15 protein-coding genes are annotated in these 25,624 nt (G+C 63.8%); 7 read left to right on the top strand and 8 right to left on the bottom strand.

Translation table 11 applies throughout. The annotated features are described in order from the left end of the window. On the bottom strand, positions 1-1,275 hold the full coding sequence (locus A5747_RS22385) for a glycosyltransferase (protein ID WP_076128450.1): 1,275 nt from the start codon (positions 1,273-1,275) through the stop codon (positions 1-3). A 488-nt stretch (positions 1,276-1,763) separates the two neighbouring features. On the opposite strand from A5747_RS22385, the gene A5747_RS22380 reads away from it, so the two are divergent. Then, positions 1,764-3,854, top strand: a complete 2,091-nt coding sequence (locus A5747_RS22380; RefSeq protein WP_076128408.1) for an FAD-dependent oxidoreductase — start codon at positions 1,764-1,766, stop codon at positions 3,852-3,854. Positions 3,855-4,646: 792 nt separating this feature from the next. On the opposite strand, the gene A5747_RS22375 is transcribed toward A5747_RS22380, so the two are convergent. From A5747_RS22375 to A5747_RS22365, 3 genes are read right to left on the bottom strand one after another with little or no spacing between them, the layout of a single operon-like run. Further along, positions 4,647-5,588: an aldo/keto reductase gene (locus tag A5747_RS22375; RefSeq protein ID WP_158070287.1), complete on the bottom strand. Its 942-nt coding sequence runs from the start codon at positions 5,586-5,588 to the stop codon at positions 4,647-4,649. A gap of 48 nt (positions 5,589-5,636) precedes the next feature. Next, the gene (locus A5747_RS22370) at positions 5,637-7,241 is read right to left on the bottom strand and encodes a GMC family oxidoreductase (protein ID WP_076128404.1); all 1,605 of its coding nucleotides are present in this window, start codon (positions 7,239-7,241) and stop codon (positions 5,637-5,639) included. Between the two features lie 48 nt (positions 7,242-7,289). Beyond that, the gene (locus A5747_RS22365) at positions 7,290-8,558 is read right to left on the bottom strand and encodes a glycosyltransferase (RefSeq protein WP_076128402.1); all 1,269 of its coding nucleotides are present in this window, start codon (positions 8,556-8,558) and stop codon (positions 7,290-7,292) included. 387 nt (positions 8,559-8,945) lie between these two features. Between A5747_RS22365 and A5747_RS22360 the strand changes: the two genes are divergently transcribed. After that, positions 8,946-11,120, top strand: coding sequence for an acyltransferase family protein (locus A5747_RS22360; protein ID WP_083700595.1), 2,175 nt, complete (start codon positions 8,946-8,948; stop codon positions 11,118-11,120). Positions 11,121-11,349: 229 nt separating this feature from the next. After that, positions 11,350-13,548 (top strand): acyltransferase family protein, encoded by a 2,199-nt coding sequence (locus A5747_RS22355; RefSeq protein ID WP_142245692.1) that lies wholly within the window; start codon positions 11,350-11,352, stop codon positions 13,546-13,548. Positions 13,549-13,606: 58 nt separating this feature from the next. On the opposite strand, the gene A5747_RS22350 is transcribed toward A5747_RS22355, so the two are convergent. Both A5747_RS22350 and A5747_RS22345 read right to left on the bottom strand, forming a co-directional pair. Continuing rightward, positions 13,607-14,875 (bottom strand): glycosyltransferase, encoded by a 1,269-nt coding sequence (locus tag A5747_RS22350; RefSeq protein WP_076128398.1) that lies wholly within the window; start codon positions 14,873-14,875, stop codon positions 13,607-13,609. A 135-nt stretch (positions 14,876-15,010) separates the two neighbouring features. Further along, positions 15,011-15,919, bottom strand: coding sequence for a sulfotransferase family protein (locus tag A5747_RS22345; RefSeq protein WP_142245695.1), 909 nt, complete (start codon positions 15,917-15,919; stop codon positions 15,011-15,013). 833 nt (positions 15,920-16,752) lie between these two features. On the opposite strand from A5747_RS22345, the gene A5747_RS22340 reads away from it, so the two are divergent. Continuing rightward, on the top strand, positions 16,753-18,261 hold the full coding sequence (locus A5747_RS22340) for an MFS transporter (RefSeq protein ID WP_076128446.1): 1,509 nt from the start codon (positions 16,753-16,755) through the stop codon (positions 18,259-18,261). Positions 18,262-18,313: 52 nt separating this feature from the next. Here A5747_RS22340 and A5747_RS22335 read toward each other — a convergent pair whose 3' ends face one another. After that, entirely contained in the window at positions 18,314-19,588 is a 1,275-nt protein-coding gene (locus tag A5747_RS22335; protein WP_076128444.1) for a glycosyltransferase, read from the bottom strand. Positions 19,589-20,060: 472 nt separating this feature from the next. Between A5747_RS22335 and A5747_RS22330 the strand changes: the two genes are divergently transcribed. Beyond that, complete coding sequence (locus A5747_RS22330; protein WP_198938240.1) at positions 20,061-21,410, top strand: hypothetical protein; 1,350 nt, start codon at positions 20,061-20,063, stop codon at positions 21,408-21,410. A 33-nt stretch (positions 21,411-21,443) separates the two neighbouring features. On the opposite strand, the gene A5747_RS22325 is transcribed toward A5747_RS22330, so the two are convergent. Then, positions 21,444-21,674, bottom strand: coding sequence for an MbtH family protein (locus A5747_RS22325; RefSeq protein ID WP_076128392.1), 231 nt, complete (start codon positions 21,672-21,674; stop codon positions 21,444-21,446). A 644-nt stretch (positions 21,675-22,318) separates the two neighbouring features. Here A5747_RS22325 and A5747_RS22315 point away from each other — a divergent pair. Continuing rightward, entirely contained in the window at positions 22,319-22,738 is a 420-nt protein-coding gene (locus A5747_RS22315) for an MmpS family transport accessory protein (RefSeq protein WP_076128388.1), read from the top strand. Continuing rightward, complete coding sequence (locus A5747_RS22310; RefSeq protein WP_076128386.1) at positions 22,735-25,620, top strand: RND family transporter; 2,886 nt, start codon at positions 22,735-22,737, stop codon at positions 25,618-25,620. The genes A5747_RS22315 and A5747_RS22310 overlap by 4 nt, the downstream gene beginning before the upstream one ends. The last annotated feature ends 4 nt before the right edge of the window (positions 25,621-25,624 follow it).

Below are 25,624 nucleotides of genomic sequence, written 5' to 3'. Positions count from 1 at the left end.
TCAGCCAACGCACCGCAGGCGGGCGACATTTTCCAGGAGATCCGCCGCGGCCGCCGCGCTCTCGGAAGGTTTGTTCGTTCGGATGGCGATCTCGCGGGCCCGAGCCATGTATTCCGGGTCGAGGATGGTGCGCAGGTCCGCGACCAGCGAGTCCTGGGTAGCCTTCGAAAGATACCGGCCAATGCCCACTTTCATTCGTTTGACCGCATTTCCCCATATGGGCTGATGCATCCGTAACGTAGCCAGGATCAATTGGGGGACGCCGGCGCGCAGGGCCGCGGCCAGGGTACCGGCGCCGCCGTGGTGCACGACCGCGCGGCAAGCCGGGAAGATGGCCGAATGGTTCACCGCGTCCACCACCTTGACGTGCTCGAAATCGCGGACGCCGCTGAAGTCGCTCCAGCCGGCGCAAACCAACGCCCGCTCGTCCAGCTCCGCGCAGGCCGCGCTGATCATGCCCAGTATGTCGGCGGCAGACTTAACCGCCGTGCTGCCAAACCCGAAGTAGATCGGCGGTCTTCCCGCGGCAATCCATGATGCGACCTCTTCATCGGCGTCGGTCGGCAACTCCATCGTCAGGGCGCCGACGAAGGGCCGCTGGCCATGCCATTTCGCCCATTCGGCGGTCAGCCCGGGAAAGCACAATTCGTGGTAGGCCTGGATTTCCAGCGAGCGACGTTCGGCGATCTGTCGCGACGCCGGGCCTGTGGCCTTAGGCAGGCCCAGCTCACGGCGATGGTCGTCCCCCAGCTTCTTTGTGAGGAGGCGCCAACTCACCCATTCATCCACGCGCATTGCGGAACGCCCCAACCGCGCCAGCGGGATCGGAACGAGGTGGCCGTGGGCGCGGAGGGGGAATGTATGCAGCGTGGCCAACGGAATGCCGTAGTAATCGGCGACATTGACGGCCGCCTGCTCGCCAAACCAGAAAGTGACGAGCAGGTCTGCCCCGTCCGCCAGCGACGTCAGCGCGCTACCGATCTCCTTCCAGCACCGGGTAAATAGTCGGTGATCTTCGCTCCCCAGCCTGATCAAATCCCGGATTTTCCAGAAGTCGCGCCAGAAACGCGTCATAAATTCCTCATGCAGCTCCTGCCACGCCAGCGAATCCGGCCCGCAGGCGACCGCCGAAAGTCCAGCCGCCTCGACGAAGCCAACCAGGTTGGGCGGGACGGCCATGCGCACGTCGTGCCCTCGATGCAGCAGCTCGCGGCCGACCACGACGTAAGGCTCGACATCGCCACGCGTTCCATAGCATGCCAGCACGAACTTCATTCGGAAAATCATAGAGTTGTCGTCAAGCGCGCCGACGCCCCGACACGTCAAACGCACGGGCCGAAGTTTCCGCTTCGGTGGGCGAATGCCAAGGCTTCGATGTCTGCCGCTCGAGATCCGTTGTCGCGGTGACCAAACCGGCTGGTCCGAAGCACTGCGCCGCGAAGCGATGAACTATGAAGAGTCGGTGCGCCTTTGACGCCAAGTCATCTTCGATGAGTCAGACGGCGACAGGCGGAGGTCGGTCTGGCCGCCACCATCCCGGTCGCGGTCTAGCGAACGCGGGCACAAATGGAGGCGGCGCCGGCGACGTCGACGCGCTGCTGGACGACCCGTGTTCTGCGCCCCGTTTGTGCGGTTCATTGCCGTCCCGGGCGGGGAGCCGCGATGCCCCGCAGGCGCAGTCACAACGGTGGCTGCGGGATTGGGCGCTACCGAACTGATCGGTTCGACCGTGCGGCGGCGATCGCCACGATAGCCTGGGACCCGTGGTTAAAACGGGGGCCAACGTCGACACCCAGCAGCTGTCCGCTAGCGACGGCGTGCTGCGGTCAACCGCGGCGAGCATCGTCGATCCCGAGATCGGTCCCCGCATACTTCTTGTGGGCGCAGGAAGATTCGGTAAGAAGCACTTGGCCACGCTTGAAGTACTGCACCAGCGGAACGTGCTTCGGCTTGCAGGGGTCGTGGTTCGTACGAAGGAAAGCGCCGAATTGTTGCATGCGTCGACCGAATTTCCGGTATTCGAGGGACTGAACGATGAATTGCTCGCCTCGGTTGATGGCGTTGTTGTCGCTACTCCGATGGCCACCCATGCCGACCTGGTTCGGCGGATATTGCCCCACGCGCATGTGTTAATCGAAAAACCACTCGGGGTAAGTCGTGATGAAGCAGAAGAAACGGCGCGATTCGCGCGAACCCAGCCGAGGGCACTCATGGTGGGGCACACCATGCGTTTCGACGCCACCGTAATGCGGCTGAAAGAAATGATCCGTCGTGTCGATCCGCTCGGCGTGGAGATATCGTTCATACAACCGCAAATCACCGATTTGGGTCGCGACATCGAACTAGAATTATTGCACCCGTTCGACATCGTCGACTTTTTGTTCGACGACAGACGCCTAATTCGAAAGCGCACCACCAAGCTCACCGAGCGCTGCCAGCTCGTCGGCGCGCAATATGCGGATAATTTGCATGCCGTGTATCGGTTTGGGTGGGCAGGCGAGAAGAAGCTACGGACGATAAAGCTCCTCGCCGATGATCTTGTCGTCGCCGCGGACCTGCTCACCGGGCAGATCGTGACATACAAAAAGGGCCAAATCGCGAACGCGATCGATTGTTCGGACCCCGTTACGCCGCTCGAGCGTGAATTGACGCAATTTGTCCGTGTTATCGCGGGGGAAACGATCGACTACCCGGACGCGAAGCTCGGCGAGCGCGTAGTCAAGATCGCGCTCGAGGGCCGCGGAAGCAAGGCGGCAAAGGGAAGACCGACGGTCGCCGTGATCGGCGCCGGAATCTTCGGGACGAACTGCGCGATCGAGTTGTCGCCCGGGTTTGATGTGGTGCTGTTCGAAAAAAATGACGACATATGCACCGAGGCCTCGAAGTACAACCAGTACCGGCATCATTGGGGTTATCACTACCCCCGCAGCCAGGAAACCATTGACGACATTGCGGCGACGATCGGCCCATTCGAAGAGCGATACGAAGCCGCGGTCATCAGAAATTTTCCGACGTACTACAGCGTGGCAAAACGCGGTTCGAAGGTCAGTAGCGCGGCATATCTCGAGTTCTGCCGCGACAACGACCTCGCGTACCACGAGGGCTATCCCGACGAAAGATTTCTCGACCGGATGAAAGTCGGCGCAAGCCTCAAAACCTTTGAACCGATCTACGATTTCAAGCAGTTGAAGAGGACTACCGCGGATCTGCTTGAAGCGTCGGAAGCCGAATTGCGGTTCAACAGCGAGGTCATCGGCGCGCGCATCGTCCAAGACGGAAAAATTTTGCTCGTCGTTAGAGACGCGGAGGGCAATACCACAGAGGAAGTGTTCGATCATGTCGTGAACGCGACCTATGCTCGCCACAACCACTTCCTCAAATGGCTCGGATTTCCGATCAAGCCGATCCGTATCGATCTGGTCGAAGTCGCCTGGGTGCGGCTCGGCATTCCAAAAATCTCTTTTGCGGTGATGGATGGCCCCTTCACCAACATGGTGCCGACCAAGGACGACGGATTATTCACGCTGGTCCACATTAAACACTCCGTCCGGAAGCGCTTCGTGCCGAAGGATGGCCTGGTGCCGTCCGATATATTCCGAGAGATTGGATCACCGGTGACCGAAAAAGTCATCCGTGAAAGTGCAAAGTGGCTTCCCATCGTGCGCGAGGCCGAGGTAGATAGTATCCATTATGTGTTGCGCGGAGTGAATGCGTATAGAGAGCATGATGACATGCGCACTTCCGATATCACCGAACATGGATTCGGCTGCTATTCGATCCTCGGTGGGAAAATCATCCACGCCGTCTCGGTCGCCCGGGAGGTCGCGCGAAGGATTGGTGCGCAGTATTCGTGATCGGGCTACGTGTCCCAGGAATAGGGGACCCGTTTGTTCACAAAGATTTCGTCAAAAAGAGTAGGCCGTGGTCGCGAACTCCATCGAATGCCTCCGACGTCAACGAAAAAATCCGCGTCCTCGGTCCTTGAAGAACCATCGAGTCAAGAACTTGTCTTGGCCGATTTGACTTTGGTAACCCAGCCCGAGCCGCTCCGCGGAAAAGACACCTCGATAGATGTCTTTTGGCGATGCTCAGGGATCGTGGCTCCGGAATAGCTAAACTATGGCTGCGCCGGCGGATCCCGGTGTCATGATTTGTCCAGAGTTATCCGTAAAAGGTAAGGCTCGTGAGTGAAGCAATCCTCGACCACGGGAACCCGGGTCAAGTAGATGATCGCTCCGAGCGCAGTTCCTTGCACGGCCGAGCTTTAGTGAGGTACTCCAACCTTTTGGGTCACGCCGCTGTTCGGTCGTCAAATCCAGCTCAGAGGGGTCGCGCACCGGCATCTCGCACGTGGCCTTCACCGTTACGCTGTGGCGGTGCTGCGATGGGCGCACCTACGCCACCTGTCCGCGGAGATCCAAGTGGCGCACGCAGCACGTCCCCCGCCCCGGCGAGCTGCCCCGACGAAATATTTCCCTCACCACGCACCGGTCGCCGTTGTTCGTCTTCTGCCACATCGTGCCTTCATCCCAAAGCTGTTGTGCGCAAAACAGAATTTTCCGCCGCTTCGCCCGGTGGGAGTGCTGCGCCGCGTGGGCGCCTGCGACGTTGACGCGCTGCTACGGTGTCCACGGAGATCGGGACCGTCATCGGGCGGTTTGACCCGTATCGAGCCAATGGAGCGTCGCTTCATTCAGCTTCAAGGACAACGCGCCCACGTTCTCGGCGAACTTCTCGAACGTCGAGCAGCCCACCACGGCGAATGGCTGAAGCGGGTGGCGCAGCACGTACGCGAGCGCCACCTGCGCGACGGTGGCATCGTGCTCACGCGCGAACGTCCTTGCGCGCTCGAGCCTTTCGATGTTTCTGTCGGTCCCGAAGTAGGTTGCACACCACCGGCTCCGTCGGTTGGCACCCGGATCCTTCGGATCGTAGTGGTCGGAAAAAAATCCGCGGGCAAGGCTCGAGTACGCGAACACCGCCAGCCCGTGCGCCGCATACCACTCGCGTGCGCCACGCGCGCCGTCGCCGCCGAGAGTGATGCCGCCAGGCCACGGAGGTCGCGTCCACTCGGCGAGGCTGAATTGAGCGCTCGACGCGCTGAACGGTTTGAGCCCCGCGCTGTCGGCGAACGCGTTGGCGGTGGCGATCCGCTCGTGCGACCAGTTCGACGCCCCGATCGCGCGGATCTTGCCTTCGTCGATGTGGCGGTTGAGCCGTTCGATGAGCGGTTCGATCCGCGCACTTGAGTGGTCGAAGTGCAGCAGATACAGGTCAACGAAATCCGTCCCGAGCGCCTTGAGCGATGCGTGCAGGTCGTGCGACACGTCGGAGGCCGAGAGCCGCGGTCGACGTGATAAGAGGTGGTGATGGCATCCCTTGCTGATCACGACGACCTCGTCACGGTTGCGACGTTCCCGGATCCAGGCGCCCAGCGTCCGTTCGCTGTCCCAGTAGATGCGCGCCGTGTCAAATGTGTTGCATCCGAGCTCGAATGACCGATCCATAAGCGAGAAGGCTTGCTGCTCAAGGGTTCGACTGCGCACCAGGGGCAGAGGCCGGCCATGTAGTCGATCGGTGCCGAACACAATGCGCGAGACCGGCTTGTCAATCCCAGCGACCCTCGCGTAGTCCATCTAGTTCACGCGCTTTCGATAGTCACCAACGATGAACCGACACGCTCGAACCGTCAGAGCCATCATCGTGAGCGTGGGATTCTGGAACCCGGGTGAAACAAAGCACGCGCCGTCAGTCACGAACACGTTGTCAGCATCCCAGCACTGACAGTACGAGTTCAGCACCGAGTCGTCCGGTTTGTCGCCCATGCGCGCGCCGCCCGTCTCGTGAATGGCGCCCCCGGGCCATAGCGCGCCGCAGTCGGCAAGGACGAGGGATCGAAGCCGTCGCACGGGGATGTTCCAGCGACCGACCTCGATGTTTTTGCCGACCCGCAGGCCCCCGGCGGCGGCAATTTCTGGAAGCTTGCGCTTCATGTGCGCAACCATCTCGAGGTCATCCTGGGAATGAGCGCATTCGATCCTGGCCACCGGGATCCCCCATGCGTCCTTGACCGTTGGGTCGAGCGAAACGTGATTCTCGTAGCGGGGCTGCATCTCGCCGAACGCGCTCATGATCCACACCGGCGCACCGCGGCCAATCGCCAGCTGAATCCCGTAGCCGCCGGAAAAGTTCTTCGATTCCTTGTCGAGGAAGCTCGGAATGTAGAGGCCCGTGCCGGCGAAGTCGAATCCATCCTCGTTGAGCCCGAGCTCCACGTCTTCGTCAGAGACCGTGCCGACTTGCGTGTAGGAAACGTGGTCGCACACATAACGTCCGAGATGGCCCGACGATCCGCCCACGCCGGCGGGGTGCCTGGCGGATTCCGAGTTCAGCAGGATCCGCACGCTCTCGATCGCCGAGGCACACAGCACGACGACGTGTCCCCGAACCGCCCGCGCAGTGCCCGTCGACCGCTCCACGTATTCAACGCCGGTCGCCCTCCCCGACTGTGCGTCGATCAGCAATCGGCTGACGACGGCATCGGTACGAACTTCGAGCCGGCCTGTCGCCAGTGCGAGCCGCATGGGAAGCGGAATCCTGTTGTTGTCGTACTTGGTCTTCCGCGCATGCGTCACGCGGATGTTCGGGAGGCGCATCTCGACATTCGTCAGGAACGCGTCTTCGAGCTTCGTCGTTGTCGCGGGACCGATGAACTGTCCGTCCGGGCAGTTTGGAATGCCCGCCGGTGCCCCGTAGACGCCGAGCGTCCGCTCGACGATGTCGTAATACGGCGCCAAGTCGTCATACGACAGCGGCCAATCGAGGCCGTCGCCACGGACGCTGGCGGCTTTGAGCTCGAAATCGGACATCCGGGGGACATGTCTCCACCAGGTGTGCAGACGCCCCCCGAGTTGCCGGCCCCTAAACCATAGGAACGTCTCGCCCCGCGGATTCGTGTACGGATTCTCTCGATCGCTGACGTAAAACTGCTTCGTGGTATCGGAAAACGACGAGCATCGCGCCTGAACGTGCTGTCCCCGAATCGCCGCCTTGACGCGACCGGCAACGCCCATCACGCCCACATCGGTGCGGGCCGGAAAGTCTCGGGCGATGTCCAGGTCCCGGCCCGCCTCGAGCAGGACCACATTCAGACCGCCTTCCGTCAACTCTTTGACCGCCCACGAGCCGGCGGCTCCCGAGCCGACGACGATGGCGTCATACGTTGAGTCGCTACTGCGCATGCGTGCGGTACTCATGCCGAGGCGATCGGGCAGCGCCGCCGGCGCCGATCAGCTGACGCGCTTCTGGCGGGCAAAATTCTCCAGGAGATCAGCGGCGGCCGCAACGCTGTCGGCGGGTTTGGTCATCCGGGCGGCGATTTCGCGGGCCCGGACGGCGTAATCCGGGGCAAGGATGGTGCGCAGGTCCGCGAGGAGCGACTCGCGCGTCGTCCTCGCAAAGCGCCGGGAGGTCCCGACCTTCAACCGTTTGACCGCGGCTCCCCAGAGTGGCTGTTCGCCCAACAACCACAAGATCAACGTGGGGACTCCGGCGCGCAGGCCCGCGGCCATGGTGCCCGGGCCCCCGTGGTGCACGACGGCGCGGCAAGTGGGAAACACGGCCGCATGGTTCACCGCACCCACCACCTTGACGTGTTCGAATTCGGGAAGGTCGCGGAAGTTACTCCACCCGGAGCCAACCAGCGCCCGCTCCCCCAGCTCCGCGCATACCGCTGCGATCGTGGCGAGCGTGTCGGCGGGAGAGTCGACCGGGATGCTGCCAAACCCGAAGTAGATCGGCGGTGTCCCGGCGGCGATCCATGAGGCGATCTCCTCGTCGCCATCCGTTGGCAACTCCATCGTCAGCGCGCCGATAAAAGGCCGTTGGCCGTTCCACTTCGCCCACTCCGCGGCCAGCCCGGGAACACAAACCTCGTCGTAGGCCTGGATTTCCAGGCATCCGCGTTCGGTGATTCGTCGGGACGCCGGACCCTTCGCCTTCGGCAGGCCCAGCTCACGGCGCCGCGCATCCTCCGCCTTCTTCCACACCTGCCAGACCATCCACTCGGTGACCGTCATCGTGGCGCGGCCCAACGGCGCAGGCAGGTAAGGCACGTACTGACCGTTGGGCCGCAGCGGGGCGTGATCGAGCGTGGCCAACGGAATGTTGTGATATTCTGCGACGTCGGCGGCGACGCCCTCGAAAATCATGCCGGTGAAAATCAGATCGGCCCCCTCCGCGAGCGACGTCAGGGTCTTGCTCATTTCCCCCCAGCTCGCGAAATTGGGCTCCCACGATGCACGCCACACCTCGATCAGATCCCGGGTCCGCCAGAAGTTGCCGAAGAGATCCCTCCAGAAGTTGCGGTGCGCGTCGATCGTGACCTGGGTATCCAGCCCGTAGGCGACCGCGGCGAGCCCCGCCGATTCGGCGAAGCCAACCATGTCGGGTGGGACCGCTATGCGCACGTCATGCCCGCGGTGCAGCAGCTCACGACCGACGGAGGCGCAGGGCTCGACGTCGCCACGTGTCCCGTGGCACGCCAGCACAAACTTCATTGCGGACCCTCGCCTTTCACGTCCAGTGCGGCGTTCTACAGAAGAAAGCGGCGGCCGTGCGTGCCCGGCTCAGCCGCCCAGCAGTATAGCCAGGCGCCAGCGTATCAATCTGAAAACCAGAAGATTTGGGCAAGCGGCGGGCAGCATCAGAACCGCTGCAGGAGAGCGCTGCAATATCTCTGACCGAATTGCCTTTGGGGCCAAGCGATCACACACATGCATCGGGCCGTGCCGCAAAACATGACGGCTACGGTTGCGGCCTAAGAGTTTGGCTGCGGGCGGTTGAGCCTCGTTCCCCAAAGGCGGGACGTAGGGAAGTCAATCCATTGGCTGCTGCCAAGATGTAAGAATGCCCTTTATTCGAAGCACGCGTCCTCTTGCGAGGTGGTGACCTTGCGCCAAGCCGACAGCTTTGGCACTGCAGAAGGGGTGCAACGTCGCCGGTCGGCGCAGACGGGATTTCGCCCCGACATCGAGGGCTTGCGCGCCATCGCGGTGTTCGCCGTTGTCCTCTTTCACGCCGACGTGCCCGGCGTCGGTGGTGGATACGTCGGCGTGGACGTGTTTTTCGTGATCTCAGGCTTCCTCATCACCGGGCTGCTGTGGCGCGAGGTGAGCACCACCGGCAGCGTCCGGCTGCGGCGGTTCTACGGCGCGCGGGCCCGCCGACTGCTGCCGGCTTCGGCCACGGTCGGCGTCGTTACCGCGCTCAGCTCGGCTGTCCTGCTACCCCCACTGCAGGCCCGGACCGTCTTTGGTGATGGCATTGCCTGCGCGTTGTATGTCGGCAACTACCGGTTCGTCCTCCAAGCCGTCGACTACTTCAGCACCACGCTGCCGTCGCCGTTCCTGCACTACTGGTCTTTGGGCGTAGAGGAGCAGTTCTACCTGGTGTGGCCGGCCATGATGATCGGTACGGCGTGGCTTATCCGGCGTGTGCGTCGGCGCAGCAGAGCCGATGCCCCCTCGGCGAAAAGCCCGTATCTGGTGGTCCTTGCGCTGGTCGCCGCCTTGTCGTTTGCGTTGTCGCTCGCGGCCACTTACCTGGTTCCCGCCGTGGCGTTCTTTTCGCTGCCGACCCGGGCTTGGCAGTTGGCTGCCGGCGGCCTGGTCGCCCTCACGGCCGGCCGATGGCGCCGACTACCAGCACTACCTGCCGCGATTGCGGGATGGGTAGGGCTGGCCATGATCCTGCTGGCCTGCACCCTATTCGATACCACCACGCCCTTCCCGGGTACCGCCGCGCTATTGCCGGTGCTGGGCGCGGCGCTGGTGATCGGCGCCGGCTGTGCTGCACCTTCTCAGGGATGCGGCCGCGTCCTGGCTTTGTCGCCGATGCGTGCGATCGGCCGGGTGTCGTATTCGTGGTATCTGTGGCACTGGCCGGTGCTGCTGCTCGCACCGCCATTGCTGGGCCACCAACTCGGGCTGGCCGACAGGTTGGCAGCGGTCCTGGTCTCCGGCGGCCTGGCCGTGCTCACCCTGCATCTCATCGAAAACCCGTTGCGCTTCGCCGCTGCCGTACGCCGGTCTCCCCTCGGCAGCCTTGCGCTTGGCAGCGCCGCCACCGCGGTTGCAGTCTGTGTGGGCGTAGCGCTGCTGGTGTTGATGCCTCCCCCAATCGGACGCGGCACCCCGGCCGCGAGGCTCATCGTAACTGCGGCGCCTGTCCCCGCGGGCCGCAGTATTGACGCGTACGACGCGGCGGTCCAGCACGCGTTCGCGCAGGTGCAGACGGCGGTCGCCGCAGCCGCCGACCTGAAGGCCGTACCGTCGAACCTGGACCCACCACTTGCCGACGCGGACGCCGCAATTCACGCCATCGACCTCACCACCTGCATGCGCAATTTTTTCCAGGCGGAACAGCCCGAGTGCGCGACAGGAGATACCGGCTCCACGACGACGGTTGCCCTGGTCGGCGACTCCCATGCTGCGATGTGGAGTTCGGCGCTCCAGCAGGTCGCCGCCCAACGGCGCTGGCGGCTGGAGGCCCTGATGAAGGCGGGCTGCCCATTGATGGATTTGCCCATGGGAAACATGCGCAGTTTCCACTGCGAGCAATGGCGCGGTCGGATAATGGCCCGATTACGCGCCGAGCACCCGCGGCTGGTCGTGGTGAGCATGTGGCGGGCCTACCATCCCAGCTACGGTTGGATACCAAGTTTCGCGACATACGACCCGGCGTGGATCGACAGCTTGACCCGCCTAGTGCAGCAGCTGCGCGGCACCGGTGCGAAGGTGCTGGTGCTCGGGCCGATACCGGACCCACAGTCAATGGTGCCGATCTGCCTGTCCGGACACCTCGATGACGCGACGGCCTGCTCGCCGGCGAGATCGACGGCGGTGAACGAATCCGGCATCGCGGCTGAGTCCGCCGCGACCAAAGCCGGCGGCGGACAATACGCCGACGTCACCGAGCTGTTCTGCACCACTGACCGCTGCCCGGTCATCGTAGCCAACTCCCTGGTCTACGCTGACTCGAATCACACGACGCTCGAATACTCCCTTGCATTGGCACCGGTAATCGGGGCGCTAGCCGACCGTGCGCTCGCGAGCAGTTGACATGCGGCAGCCCGAATTGCCTTTGAAGCCAAGCGATCACACGAATGCGCGCGGCAGCGTCGCAAGAATGACGGCAACCGTTAGCAACCTACGTCTTGCCTGAAGTTTGACTGCGACCGGCTAGGCCGCGTGTGCAGTTGCGGGATGTGGCCAAAGAAGCCCATTTGCTGATGCTGCGGTGTAAGAATGCCTCTACTCGAAGTACGCGTCCTCTGAAAAGGTGGTGGCCTTGCGCCAAGCCGACAGCGTTCGCCCTGGCGAAGGAGTGCAATGTCGGCGCCCCGCACAAACGGGATTTCGCCGCGACATTGAGGGCTTGCGTGCCGTCGCGGTGTTAGCCGTTGTCCTCTTTCATGCTGACGTGCCCGGTGTCGGCGGCGGCTACGTCGGCGTAGACGTGTTCTTCGTGATCTCGGGCTTCCTCATCACCGGGCTCCTTTGGCGCGAGGCGAGCACCGCGGGCACGGTCCGCCTGCGCCGCTTTTACGGAGCGCGAGCGCGCCGACTGCTGCCGGCCTCGGCTGCGGTGGGCGTCGTCACCGCGATCGCCTCGGCTCTGCTGTTACCCCCGTTGCAGGTCCGAAGTGTCCTGGGTGACGGCATCGCTAGCGCGTTGTATGTCGGCAACTATCGGTTCATCCTGCAAGGCGTCGACTACCTCGCCCCAACGATGCCGCTGTCGCCGTTCCAGCATTACTGGTCGTTGGGCGTCGAGGAGCAGTTTTACCTGGTGTGGCCGCCATTAATCCTCGGTACGGCGTGCGTGATCCGAAGGCTGCGTCGACGCATCCCGTCCCACGCCACCTCGTCGCACCGCCCGTATCTGGTGATCCTCGCGTTGGTTGGGGCCGTGTCGTTCACGCTCTCGCTGGGGGTCACATACTGGCTGTCTGCTGTGGCGTTCTTTTCACTGCCAACCCGGGCGTGGCAGCTCGCCGCCGGCGGCCTGGTGGCTCTCACAGCCGGCCAGTGGCGCCGGCTTCCGGCACTACCTGCCGCGATCATAGGATGGGCCGGGCTGGCCCTGATCCTGCTGTCCTGCAACCTATTTAGCACAAGAACGCCATATCCGGGCATTGCCGCGGTAGTCCCCATACTGGGCACCGCGCTGGTGATCGGCGCCGGCTGTGCCGCACCCTCTCAGGGATCCGCCCGCGTGCTGGCCCAGCGGCCGATGCGGGCGATCGGGCGCATGTCGTACTCGTGGTATCTGTGGCACTGGCCAGTGCTGCTGCTGGCCCCGCCCTTGTTGGGTCACGCGCTTGGGCTGGCCGGCAGGCTGGCAACGGTCCTCGTTTCCGGCGGGCTTGCCGTGCTCACCCTGCATCTCGTCGAAAATCCGTTGCGATTCGCCAGTCCCGTGCGCCGCTCTCCTCTGGCCAGTCTGGCGCTCGGCGGTGCAGCCACTGCGGTAGCCGTTGGTGTCGGCGTGGCGTTGTTGATTGTGGTGCCCCTGCCGGTCGGTCGCGGCGCGCCAGCCGTGGCGCTGACCATCAACGCGAGCCCTCCCCCCAGCGGCTCCAACATCGACGGCTACGACGCAGCCTTGCTGCACGCCGTTGCCCAAGTGCGGGCCAAGGTCGCCGCATCCTCCGACCTCAAAGCCGTACCGTCGAACCTCGACCCGTCGCTTGCCAACGCGTCGGGCGAACTCAAGGTCATGTTTGTCAATGGATGCCTGCGCAATTTTCTTCAAGTCGGACAGCCTAAGTGCGCAACGGGCGATACCGCCGCCACGACGACGGTGGCCCTGGTCGGTGACTCGCACGCCGCGATGTGGGCTCCGGCGTTCCAGCAGGTCGCCACGCAGCGCCACTGGCGTCTAGAAACCATGGGCAAAGGCGGCTGCCCAGTGATGAACTTGCCCACCAACCCTAACCCCCTCCGTCGCCTGCTATCCACCGATTGCGAGCGGTGGCGCAGTCAGATCATCTCTCGGTTACGCGCCGAACACCCGCAGCTGGTCGTGGTGAGCATGTGGCGGGGTTACGGCGCCGGCACCGGTGCGGACTTCGGTTGGGTGCCGGGTTTCACCTCATACGACCGGGCATGGATCGACAGCCTGACCCGACTCGTGCAGCAACTGCGCAACGCCGGCGCGCGGGTGCTGGTGCTCGGGCCGATCCCGGATCCCCAATCAGTGGTGCCCATCTGCCTATCCGGGCACCTCGACGACGCAACCGCCTGCTCACCGCCAACATCGATGGCGGTGAACCAATCCGGCATTGTCGCGGAGTCCACCGCAACTAAGGCCGGCGGCGGTTACTACGCCGACCTCACCAACCTGTTCTGCACAGCCAACCGCTGCCCGGACATCATCGGCAACGCCCTGGTGTACTTCGACCGGAATCACCTTACAGTCGAATACGCCCGGGCGTTAGCACCGGTGATCGGTGCGCTGGCCGACCGCACGCTCGCGGGTAACTGACATGTCCCTTGCAGGACAGGCACTTTCACGACCGGTTCGGACGCCCTGCCTTCGTCGATCAGCAAACCCGCCGCGTGCGGGCGAAATCCTCCAGAAGATCAGCAGCGGTGGCAATACTGTCGGCGGGTTTGCTCATCCCGGTGGCGATCTCACGGGCCCGCGCGACATATTGCGGGGCAAGAATGGTGCGCAGGTCCGCCACCAGCGATTCGCGCGTAGTACGCGCAAAGGGCCGGGCCGTGCCCACTTTCAATCGTTTGACCACCGCTCCCCAGAGCGTCTGGTCCGGCCACGTCGAAAGGATCAACGTGGGGACTCCGGCACGCAGGCCTATGGCTGTGGTGCCAGCGCCCCCGTGGTGCACGACCGCACGGCAGGCGGGAAAGGACGCCGCATAGTTCATCGGGCCCACCACGTTGACGTTCTCGAAATTGTGGACGTCGCCGAAGTCAGTCGACCCGGCGCCAACCAGCGCCCGCTCGCCCAACTCTGCACAGGCGGCGTCGATCATCGCCAGCGTGTCCGCCGGAGATTGGACGAGCGTGCTACCGAACCCGAAGAAAATCGGCGGTGTTCCCGCGGCGATCCACGACACGATGTCCTCGTCGGCGGCCGTCGGCAACTCCATCGTCAGCGCACCGACGAAGGGCCGCAGGCCATCCCATTTCCCCCATTCGGCCCCCAGCCCGGGAAAGCACGCCTCGTCGTAAGCCTGGATCTCCAGCGATCCGCGTTCCGCGATCCGTCGCGGCGCGGGCCCGGTGACCTTAGGTAAACCGAGTTCACGGCGCTGCGCATCCTCGAGCCTCTTGGTCATGGGCCGCTCCAGCCACTCGTTCACCGCCATGACGGCGCGGCCCAACGGCGCCGGCAGAATCGGAACGAGCTGGCCGTTGACTCGCGTCGGAAGGGTGTGCAGTGTGGCCAACGGAATGCCGTAGTACTCCGCAACATTCGCCGCGGGTTGCTGGCCAAGCAAGCTGGTGAACAGCAGGTCGGCCCCGTCTGCCAGGGATACCAGCGTCGCGCTCATCTCCCGCCAGGCCTGGGCAAACCGCTGCCAATCTTCGCGTGCCAGCCTGATCGCATCCCGGATTCGCCAGAAGTTGTGGAACAAGTGTGTCGTGAAGTCGCGGTGGAGGTCCTGCCACTTGCGCGCATCCGGCCCGTAGGCGACCGGCGCAAGCCCGGCCGACTCGGCGAAGCCGACGAGATCGGGCGGGACGGCCGTGCGCACCTCGTGCCCTCTGCGCAGCAGCTCGCGACCGACGGCGACGGAGGGCTCGACATCACCGCGTACTCCGTAGGCTGCCACCACAAACTTCATCGCGGACCTTAGCCTTTCCATCGTCGCGCGAGGGGCCAACCACACGCGCAACGGCCATTATCCCTAGTTCTTCGATTCTCGGCTGGGCGTTCGCCGATTGGCTTCGGCCGTAACGGCGTTCGCTGAATGCCGGGTCTAGGCCCAAGTCCCGCGGCGTCGGTGAGCCAGCGCGTTGACCTCCATGATCAGTTTGAACACGGATGGCCGGATGCGCCGGTTGAGCTTCTGCAGCCGCTGGAAATCCTTGAACACCGTACGGAAACCGCTTTCGCTCGCGCGATACGCCTCGAAAACGCGGTCCAGCGCAGCATGATCCCAGGGTTCGTCCCGCGCGGCGGCGCCGAGCGTTTCGTAGACCGCGGAAACCCAGTCTGTGCCAAAGGGCTCTGCCACCGGGTCGCAGTGTCGTTGGCGGTGCAAATCCGGCTTGAGAAACTCATCGATCGCGTCCTCGTCCCGGGTGTCGAGATCGACCTCGAGCGCCGCGGAAATCCTTTTTATTTCCCGGCGCCAGTCATCGAGAACATTGGCGTACTCGACGAACACGCGCGGTAAGCCGCGCGTGTTCCTCTCCGCCAGTAGGTTGAATTTCAGCCACAAGGCGCTCGACAGATCCGGTGAGGCCGAAATCTGCGCAGCCACCGACGCGATGACCTCCTGCGGACGGCGCACCGTGATCACGGTCATGACGTCGAATCCGGCCAGACGCGCCGCGTCGAACCACACGTCGGCCAGGAGCGTAATCCTCGGGTCCTTGATGACCACGAGCGGCGCGGCCGGCAACGTGTTGAGATACGCCCGGATATCGGCGACGCAGGCGGCCCTCGCCTTGTCGCCCAACACACCTTCCTCATGCAGGCGTAGTGTCGGGTCGAAGATAGTGCTGTGGTGCCGGTACAGGATCGCTTCGTTGAGATAGTTGGCTTTGCGCGGCTCGAAATAGCCGAGCGGATTGTCCGCCATGGCCCCCACCAGCCCGGCCGGGAGCGTAGCACCGCAGAACGAGAGAAGTCCCGTAAGCGCCGCCGTCCCAGAGCGGTTCATGCCCAACACGAACAGAACGACCGGGCGGCCCGGAGCCCCGGCCTCTGCGGCGGGACTCACGCGCGTGACTCCGCCGTCACCGCACCAACGGAACAAGATCCGGCGGTACGCTTCGCGGCAGCGCGTCGGCTCTTGATCATGGCGCCAGGTTAGACGAAAGCGGCGGGCGCGGCCATTTTTCGCGAATCACGGAATGTCGCGTCAGTCCATGGCGGCCCGGACTCAGCGCCGCTCCCCCGCGCTTCGCCGTTCCCAGGGCCAGATTCGTTGTCCCCGTTGCGATATCGGCGGGCAAGCATGATCGGGTGCGAGTCGGAACGAGATCAGACGGCTAAGCCGGCCGGATCGCATCAGAGAGGCGGTCATGACCGGGGTGGCGGCCGCGGGACATCTGGAACCACGGGCGGCACCGCCTCCCCTTATTTTATCCCGAAGCTGCCCGTGATACGTTGCGCGACAGAGCATTTCGCCGAACGGCGCGACCAATCGGTGAGATTGCCGGCCCGTTCGGGCCCCGAAACGGCGTGCCGTGGGTCGGCGGCGCCATTTCGGCGTGACCGGGCCAGCCTCCGGAGGGGCGGACAGGCTAGCTCAGAAGCGGGTGCGAGCCCACCGGGCTGACCACGGTCGAGCCGCCTGTGAGCGGAGGGCGCCCGCCGATGCGAACGCTTAAGCAGGCGTTTAAGACTGGGCTCGTCCGATGAGAAGGATGTTTATCTCGTCGTTCTGCCGTTAACAATTCTTTAGATGCGGTAGCGTCCCGCTATGACGGCTCTAACGATGCAGGGCCGCATACCCCACTAGACGACAGAACGGGCGGAATGAGCGACCCCATGCCCATCGAATCGACTGCGCTGGGCCACACCAGCAGCGAAGAGCCGACCAGCATGCCGTCGCGCCGGTTTATTGCCGCAATCGTGACCCTGGGCGGCATGCAGCTGATGTCGATGATGAACGGCACCATCACGATCGCCGCCCTTCCGAAGATCCAGAACGAGCTGAACCTGTCGGATGCTGGGCGGAGCTGGGTGCTCACCGCCTACTTGCTGGCCTATGGCGGCCTGATGCTGGTGGGCGGTCGCGTCGGTGACACCATCGGACGCAAGCGTGCCTTCGTCGCGGGGGTCGCGCTGTTCACCATCACCTCTGCGGTCTGCGGCATCGCCCAGAACGGGGGCACCCTCATTGCGGCCCGGCTGCTGGAGGGCGTGGCTGGCGCGGTCATCGCGCCTACGACGATTGCGCTGGTGGCGACCACCTTCCCGAAGGGTCCGACACGCAATACCGCGATGGCGGTGCTGGGCGCGATGGGCAGTATCAGCTCGGTGCTGAGCCTGGTTGTGGGCGGGGCGCTCGCCGATTTGGCGTGGCGGCTCGTTTTTCTGGTGAACGTACCGATCGGGCTGTTCGTGATCTACCTCGCTCGCACGGCACTACGGGAAACTCAGCTCGAGCGCATGAAGCTGGACGTCGCGGGGGCGGGCTTGGCCACGCTGACCGGCATCACCGCGGTTGTCGCCTTGTCGCTGGGACCCGAGAAGGGCTGGCTGTCGGCCCCCACAATCGGCGCGGGTGTGCTGGCGATCGGGGCCTTCGTAGCGTTCGTCGTAGTGGAGCGCACCGCTGAAAACCCCATCGTGCCGTTTGACCTGTTCTTCGACCGCAACCGGTTGGCCACATTCGCTACCATCTTCCTCGCCGGTGGGTTGCTGTTCAGCCTGACCGTGCTGGTCACCCTGTATGCGCTGAACATCATGGGCTACACCGCGCTGCGCGCTGGCCTTGGCTTCATTCCGTTCGCCCTTGCGGTGGGCGTCGGCGTCGTCGCGTCGTCAAAGCTGGTGACGCGGTTTCCGCCGCGGGTACTGGTGGTCGCCGGCGGCATGCTGCTGGTGAGCACCATGCTGTACAGCTCGACATTTCACCGCGGCATCCCGTACTTCCCGAATCTGGTGGTCCCGCTTGTCATAGGCGGTATCGGCATCGGCCTGGCCAACGTCCCGCTCGGGCTGTCGGTGATCGCCAGCGTCGGCCAAGACCGGATCGGGCCTACGTCCGCGATCTCGCTGATGCTGCTCAGCCTCGGCGGGCCGGTCGTGATGGCCGTCATCCAAGCCATCGTCACGTCCCACACGCTGTCCCTGGGCGGCGTCAACGGGCCGGCGAAGTCGATGAACGCCGCCCAGCTGCATGCGCTCGACCAGGGTTATACCTACGGTTTGCTGTGGCTGGCCGGGGTAAGCGTCCTCGTCGGTGCGGTGGCGCTGATGATTGGCTACACCGCCGAGGACGTCGCACGCGCACAGGAAGTGAGGAAGGCCATGGACTCCGGGGAGCTGTAGCCCTTCGTTCCCAACCGCCGGGCGGCTTCCCTTGTCCCACAGTCACTTTGGCCTATAAACCAACACGCCGCGAGCGGGTGAAATTTTCCATCAGATCGGCGGCGGCCGCGACGCTTTCGGCGGGTTTGCTCATCCGCGTCGCGATTTCGCGGGCCCGCGCGACATATTCCGGGGCGAGGATGGTCCGCAGGTCCGCGATCAGCGATTGCTGGGTGGTGTTCGAGAAGCGCCGGGCGGTGCCCGCCTTCATTCGTTTGACCCGCCCCGACCAGATCGCCTGATCGGGCCCCGTCCAAAGCGCCAGCAGGGGGACCCCGGCGCGCATGGTGGCGGCCGTTGTGCCCGCGCCGCCGTGATGCACGACCGCGCGGCAGGCCGGGAAGGCGGCCGCGTAATTCATCGGACCGACCACCTTGACGTGTCCGAAATGGGGAAGCTCGCCGAAGTCGGTCCAGCCGGAGCCAACCAACGCCCGTTCGCCCAGCTCCGTGCAAGCCGCGCTGATCATGGTGAGCGTGTCGGCGGGCGATCCGACGTGTGTGCTGCCGAACCCGAAGAAGATCGGCGGTGTTCCCGCGGCAATCCACGACGCGACCTCCTCATCGGTGTCCGCCGCCACTTCCCTCGTCAGCGCACCGACGAATGGCCGCTGAGCCCTCCATCTCGCCCATTCGGGCGCCAGTCCGGGGAACCAAAAGTCGTCGTAGGCCTGAATTTCCAGCGATCCGCGCTCGGCGATCCGTCGCGGCGTGGGCCCGGTTGCCTTGGGCAGGTTCAGCTCGCGGCGCTGCGTGTTGACGAGCTTCTTGCCCCAGCGCCAACCCAGCCACTCCAGCGTCGTCATCGCGGAGCGGATCACTGCCGGCGGCAGGAAGGGAAGGATCTGGCCATTGACCCGGATCGGCGTGATATGCAGCGTCGCCAGCGGAATGTCGTGATACTCCGCGACGTTGGCCGCGACGTCTTCGAAACCGGGGCAGGTTAGCAGCAGGTCAGCCCCAGCGGCCAGCGCCGTCAGGGTCCGGCTCATTTCCATCCAGCGCTCCGCACCGAGTGCCAGCACGTCGCGCCACACCCTGATATGGTCCTGGATCTTCCAGAACTTCCCAGGCAGAAACGTCGCCGCGTTGCGCTGCGCTTCCAAAACGGTGACCTGCGTGTCCGGTCCGTAGGCGACTGCCGAAAGCCCGGCCTCCTCGACGAAGCCGACGAGGTCGGGCGAGACGGCCAGGTGCACTTCGTGCCCGCGGCGCGCCAGCTCGACCCCGACAGCGAGACCGGGCTCGACATCGCCGCGAGTTCCATAGCTCGCCAGCACAAACTTCATCGCGTGGTCCGGCCTTTCACGTGTCGTGCGCATTCCGGCGAAATGAAAGCGGGTTCCCATCCACTGCTCAATCGCCCGGCAGTATAGCGGTAATACCCGCACTGTCGCGGGCGAATCAGAGACATATCGCAACCCACGCACCGGCCGCCGGTGGCATGGCCCACGATGGGCCCGGGCTAACGGTTCGAGATATGTTGTACAACAACGTATCTCGTGGACATCGAGCGCCAGAATAGCTGTGCAGCAACGTATTTCGGACTGTCCTGATCGACGTGGCCAAAACAGCTGGTCAGACTGCTTCGCTGGCCGCATGGTATTCGCACCGACGTATCGCAGCGGCGTTCTTCGATGCGATCAGCGGCGAATCGGCTACTCTCATCTGATGGCGACCCGGACACGCTGGCGTGCACGCGCATCCCGGGGGGATCGCGCACCCAAACGTGATGCGCGGCCGGACAATCGGCTCGCGATCATGGACCACGCACTGTTTTCCCAGCATCGCGCCATCGGCCGGCAGGTAGTCGTCCAGGTCGTTTGGGTTTACGAGGACCCGATCGACCTCGATGGGGTGAGGCGCTTCAACCGCGCCCTGGGCGACGGGCTGCTGGGCCGGCACATCGAGCGTTCGCCGATCTTCGCCCGTCATCGGTGGGTCGCGGATTCGGGACCCGCCGACATCGACGTCGCGCCTCGCGCCCGCCCACGCGCGGAACTCGGCGACTGGGCCGACGAGCGCTCGCAGCTGCCGATCGATTTGGAACGGGGCCCGGGCTGGCATATCGGGGTCCTTCCGCTCACGGACGGCTCGACGGCCGTCAGCCTGGTGACCTCCCACTACCTCATTGACGGCTTTGGGCTCGCGTTCGCGATCGCCGAGGCGATCCTGGAGCGATCGCGCGATCTTGGCTACCCGCCCCCGGCCTCACGCAGCCCACTGCGCGCGGTGGCGCAGGACATCCGCCAGGCCGCGCGGGACATGCCCGAGGCCGCGCGAGCGGTTGCCGCGGCGAGAAGACTGGCCCGTCGCCAGCGGCGTGAAGCTTCAGGATCACCGGCGCCGCAACCCGTCGCCGCCGGTGGAGTCGGCGGCAATGACGAGACCGTCGTCGTGCCCGTCATCACGGCCCACATCGACGTGGATGAGTGGGAAGCCCGCGCGAAAGCTCTTGGCGGAACGAGTGAAACGCTGCTCGCCGGGTTCGCCGCGAAACTCGGCGAGTGCGTCGGACGCCGACGTGCCAGCGACGGCGCCGTTCCCTTGCTGCTGCCGATGAGCGAACGCACCGAGAGCGATACGCGCGCGCTGGCAGTGTCGTATGCGACCGCCCACGTCGATCCGACGCGGGTAACGACAGATCTGGGTGACGCCCGCGCCGCGATCAAGCAGGCGCTTAGCACTTTGCGGGAGGCGCCGGACGAAGACGAGCGGCAACTCCTCTGGCTGACCCCGTTAGCGCCGAAGCGTGCATTGAAACGGGTGGCCGACGCGGCGCTCAACGACCCGGATCTCCCGGTGTTCTGTTCCAATCTCCGCGACCTCGGCTTGGTGGTGATCCTGCTTGCCCGCAACGAGGCCGAGTTCGCCGCCCTCTCCGCTCACCTGTATCCACTGCACCTCATCCGAGTGATCGCGCAACGCGTGACGCGACAGTGGCTCGAGCGCGCGGGCGGCCAATTGACCGTGCAGTCATGGCGCATCGGCGACAAGATCGGCATCACCATCGAGTCCTACCAACCCGGCGCGGATAACACCAAGCCCGCTTTGCGCGAGCTTGTTACGCGCACCCTGGCCGAATTCGAGCTGACCGGCGAGATCGACTAAGCCCCGAGCTTGCCGCGAACCGTCCTGCGGCCCTTACTCGTCGGAAGTGCCGCCCGCGGCCAGCCTGTCGCGCAGGCTCTTCGGCCGGATATCGGGCCAGTTCTGCTCGATGTAGTCCAGACAGGCGGCGCGCTCGGCTTCGCCGTAGACCACCCGCCAGCCGGCTGGAACATCGGCGAAGGCCGGCCACAGGCTGTGCTGCTCCTCGTCGTTGACCAACACGAAAAAGCTGCCACTCTCGTCATCGAACGGATTGACGCTCACCGCGTGATCCTCCCGCCCCTCTAGTCGACATCGGTAAAGCCGTTCCAAACCATACCTCGCAGCCGAGGCGGCCCGTCCGGGGTTTCGGACAAGTTCCCGGCATGACTTCTCCTCGCCGACCTTGGTTGCTGTGACCTGCGGGCGAGCCAGTCAACGTCACCGATACACGTGGCGTGATTTGCCAGAGATATCGAGGGTCGGTCGAGTGCTGTCGCGAATATGGCGTGCATTACGATCCAATATCGCGTTGAGAACGAGCCGAGATGGGGGCTTGCCCGCATGGTTTACTCGTCAGGATCGGGTTGCGCTTCCCGAGTTGCTGCACGTTTGAGGTGACCGCCGCACGGTTAGCCTGCGACGACAACCACATTCGATGTACGGTCAACGAGGTGTCGCGGCCGGTCTTGGGTGGCATGCTCGGCGGCTGAGAGGGCGCCGAGCATGGAGACTGGTGGGAGGTTAATGCGGTGGTGGAACGCGGTGGCGTTGCGCAAGCGCGGTCCGATCTCGCTAACCCTGGTCCCCCAGATGTTAGTTATCCAACCGGCCGCTCAGCCGCTAACTGGGACAGTGCTCACCGGCCTCCAGAGCTAAGTGGTTCTCAAGGGAGTCGTCGCGATCGGGGGTTTTCGATTTTCAGTGTGATGAGGCGTCTGTGGGTTCCGCTGGTCATCCTCGTGGTCGTGCTTGCCGGAGGGTTCACTGTGTCGCGGCTGCATGGCGTCTTCGGCAATGAAAAACGACTCTCCTATTCCGATACCCGAGTCGACAACGCCAAGCCGTTCAACCCCAAGCACCTCAGATACGAGGTCTTTGGAGATCCTGGGACGGTGGCCGACATCAGCTACTTCGACGTCAACGGTGAACCCCAGCACCTCAACGGAGCGCAGCTGCCGTGGACGCTGGAATTCGCGATCAGCTCGGCTACGGCCATCGGAAATGTCATGGCGCAGGGCGACAGTGACATGATCGGCTGCCGCATCTTGGTCGACGATGTGGTCAAAGCCGAGAAGACTACGCACGAAACGAGCGCGTTCACCTTCTGCCTGCTGAAGGCCGCATGATCGACCAGGACACGCGCAACGAGCCGGCCGCGCAGTCCCGCGCAGCGCGGCTGATCCACCGATTTTCGCTGCCCGTCATTCTCATTTGGGTGGGAATCGCCATAGTCCTCAGCGTCGCCGTCCCCTCCTTGGAGAAGGTCGAGAAAGAGCACTCGCTGTCGCTGAATCCCTCCGATGCGCCGGCGTTCCAGGCGATGAAGCGGATGGGCCAGGACTTCAAGGAAACCAATTCCGACAGCGTGGCGATGATCGTCTTGGAGGGCCAGCAGCCCCTCGGCGACGAAGCCCACAGCTACTACGATCGCCTGATTCGCCAGCTGCAGGCCGACACGAAACACGTACAGCACATCCAGAATTTCTGGGGCGATCCACTCACGGCCGGCGCCGCCCAAAGCTCCGACGGCAAGGCCGCCTATGTGCAACTGGACCTCACCGGTAGCCCGGGCTCCACGCTGGCGAATGATTCGCTCCAAGTCGTCAAGGACGTCGTGGCACGGACGCCGGCGCCGCCGGGAGTCAAGGCCTATGTCACGGGACCCGCGGCCATCGTCTCGGACATGGGCAGCAGCGGTAACCGAACCGTCATCCTCATCACGGTGGTGAGCCTGGCCGTCATCTGCACCACGCTGCTCCTCGTCTACCGCTCGATCATCACCGTCGTTCTGCTGTTAGTGATGGTCGGGATAGAACTGCAGGTGGCGCGAGGAATTGTGGCGTTCCTCGGTGACCAGGGGCTGATAGGTCTCACCACCTTCGCCGTCAACCTATTGGTATCCATTGGAATCGCGGCGGGCACCGACTACGGCATCTTCTTCTTCGGCCGATATCAAGAGGCGCGCCAGGCCGGCCAGGACAAGGTATCCGCCTACTACACCACTTACCACGGGGTCGCCAAGATCGTCTTGGCCTCGGGCCTGACTATCGCCGGCGCGCTTTTCTGCCTCAAGTTCACCCGGCTGCCGCATTTCCAGGCGCTGGCCATTCCGTGTGCGCTCGGCGTGATCGTCGCGGTCGCCGTTGCCCTCACGCTCGTTCCCGCGGTAATTCACGTCGGGAGCCGATTCGGTTTGCTCGACCCCAAGCGGAGGATCTCGGAACACCGCTGGCGGCGAATAGGCACAGCGATCGTCCGGTGGCCCGCGCCCATTCTGATCGCGACATTAGCGGTCGCACTGATCGGGCTTTTGACGTTGCCGGGATACAAGCCCAGCTATAACGACATGCACTACATGCCGCAAAATATCCCGGCGGCCCTGGGGCTCCAGGCGGCACAGCGACATTTTCCTCAGTCACGAATGCTGTCGCCCGAGATCCTGATGGTCGAGGCCGATCACGACCTGCGAAATTCGGCAGATGCGTTGGTATTGAACAAACTAGCCAAGGGCGTCCTGGCCGTTCCAGGAATTTCCCGAGTGCAGGCCCTGACCCGGCCCGAGGGCACCCCGATCGCGCACACGTCGATCCCGTTTTTACTCAGCATGCAAAGCGCCGCGCAGCAACAACTCTTGCCGTACCAGAAACAGCGCATGAATGACTTGCTCACGCAGGCCGACGAGCTGACGAAAATGATCGACATCATGCAGCACATGTATGGCCTGATGCAACAACTCGTCGCCACCACTCACCACATGGTCGGTGAAACGCACGACATACAAGCGATCACCGACGAGCTGCGGGATCACGTTTCGGATTTCGAGGACTTCTGGCGACCGATCCGCAGCTATTTCTACTGGGAAAAGCACTGCTACGACATTCCGATCTGCTTTTCGCTGCGATCCGTTTTTGACACCCTCGACGGCATCGACTTGCTCAGCGACAAGCTCAAGGATCTGGTCGCGGATCTTGACCAAATAGACGTGATCATGCCCCAAATCCTCATGCAGTTCCCGCCGATGATCGAAACCATGCAAAGCATGCGGACCATGATGCTGACCATGCACAGCACCATGTCCGGGATGTTCACCGCGATGGACCAGGCAACCGACAACTCGACGGCCATGGGGAAGGCTTTCGACACCTCCAAGAACGACGATTCCTTCTACATCGCGCCCGAAACTTTCAAAAACGAAGACTTCAAACGAGTCATGAAGATATTCCTGTCGCCAGACGGGAAGGCCGCCCGCATGCTCATTACGCAACGGGCCGATCCGGCGTCGCCCGAGGGCGTCGAACGGGTCGAGGCAATAAGGACGGCGGCCGAGGAGGCGCTCAAGGGAACTCCCCTGGAAGACGCGAAGATATATCTGACTGGCACCGCCGCGATGACGAAAGACATTGTGCTCGGCTCCAAGTACGACCTCATGATTGCCGGCGTCGCAGCGGTATGCCTCATTTTCATCATCATGCTGATCATGACGCGAAGCTTTATCGCCGCGCTGATCATCGTGGGCACGGTGTTGCTGTCGCTGGGCGCATCCTTCGGGCTGTCGGTGCTGGTCTGGCAATACTTGATCGGCATACAGATCCATTGGCTCGTGCTGATCATGGCGGTGCTGGTCCTTTTGGCGGTGGGGTCTGACTACAACCTGCTGCTGGTGGCCCGCATGAAAGAGGAATTGGGCGCCGGCATAAAGACGGGCATCATTCGCGCCATGGGGGGTACCGGCAAGGTCGTGACCAACGCCGGCCTGGTGTTCGCGTTCACCATGGCGTCGATGATCGTCAGCGACCTGGTCATCATCGGTCAGATCGGTACGACGATCGCCCTGGGTCTGCTGTTCGACACCCTGATCGTGCGCGCGTTCATGACGCCAGCCACCGCCGCGCTGCTGGGACGCTGGTTCTGGTGGCCTCAACGAGTACGCCCCCGCCCCGCCAGCGCACTGCTCCGTCCGGAAGGGTCGCGCCCATTGGTGCGCGCCCTGCTGAGACAGCCGCGGTAAGTGG

This window comes from Mycobacterium sp. IS-836 (genome assembly GCF_001954275.1).
GTDB lineage: Bacteria > Actinomycetota > Actinomycetes > Mycobacteriales > Mycobacteriaceae > Mycobacterium.
The sequence above is the reverse complement of the archived record's forward strand: the minus strand, read 5'-3'. Positions and strand labels throughout refer to the sequence as shown.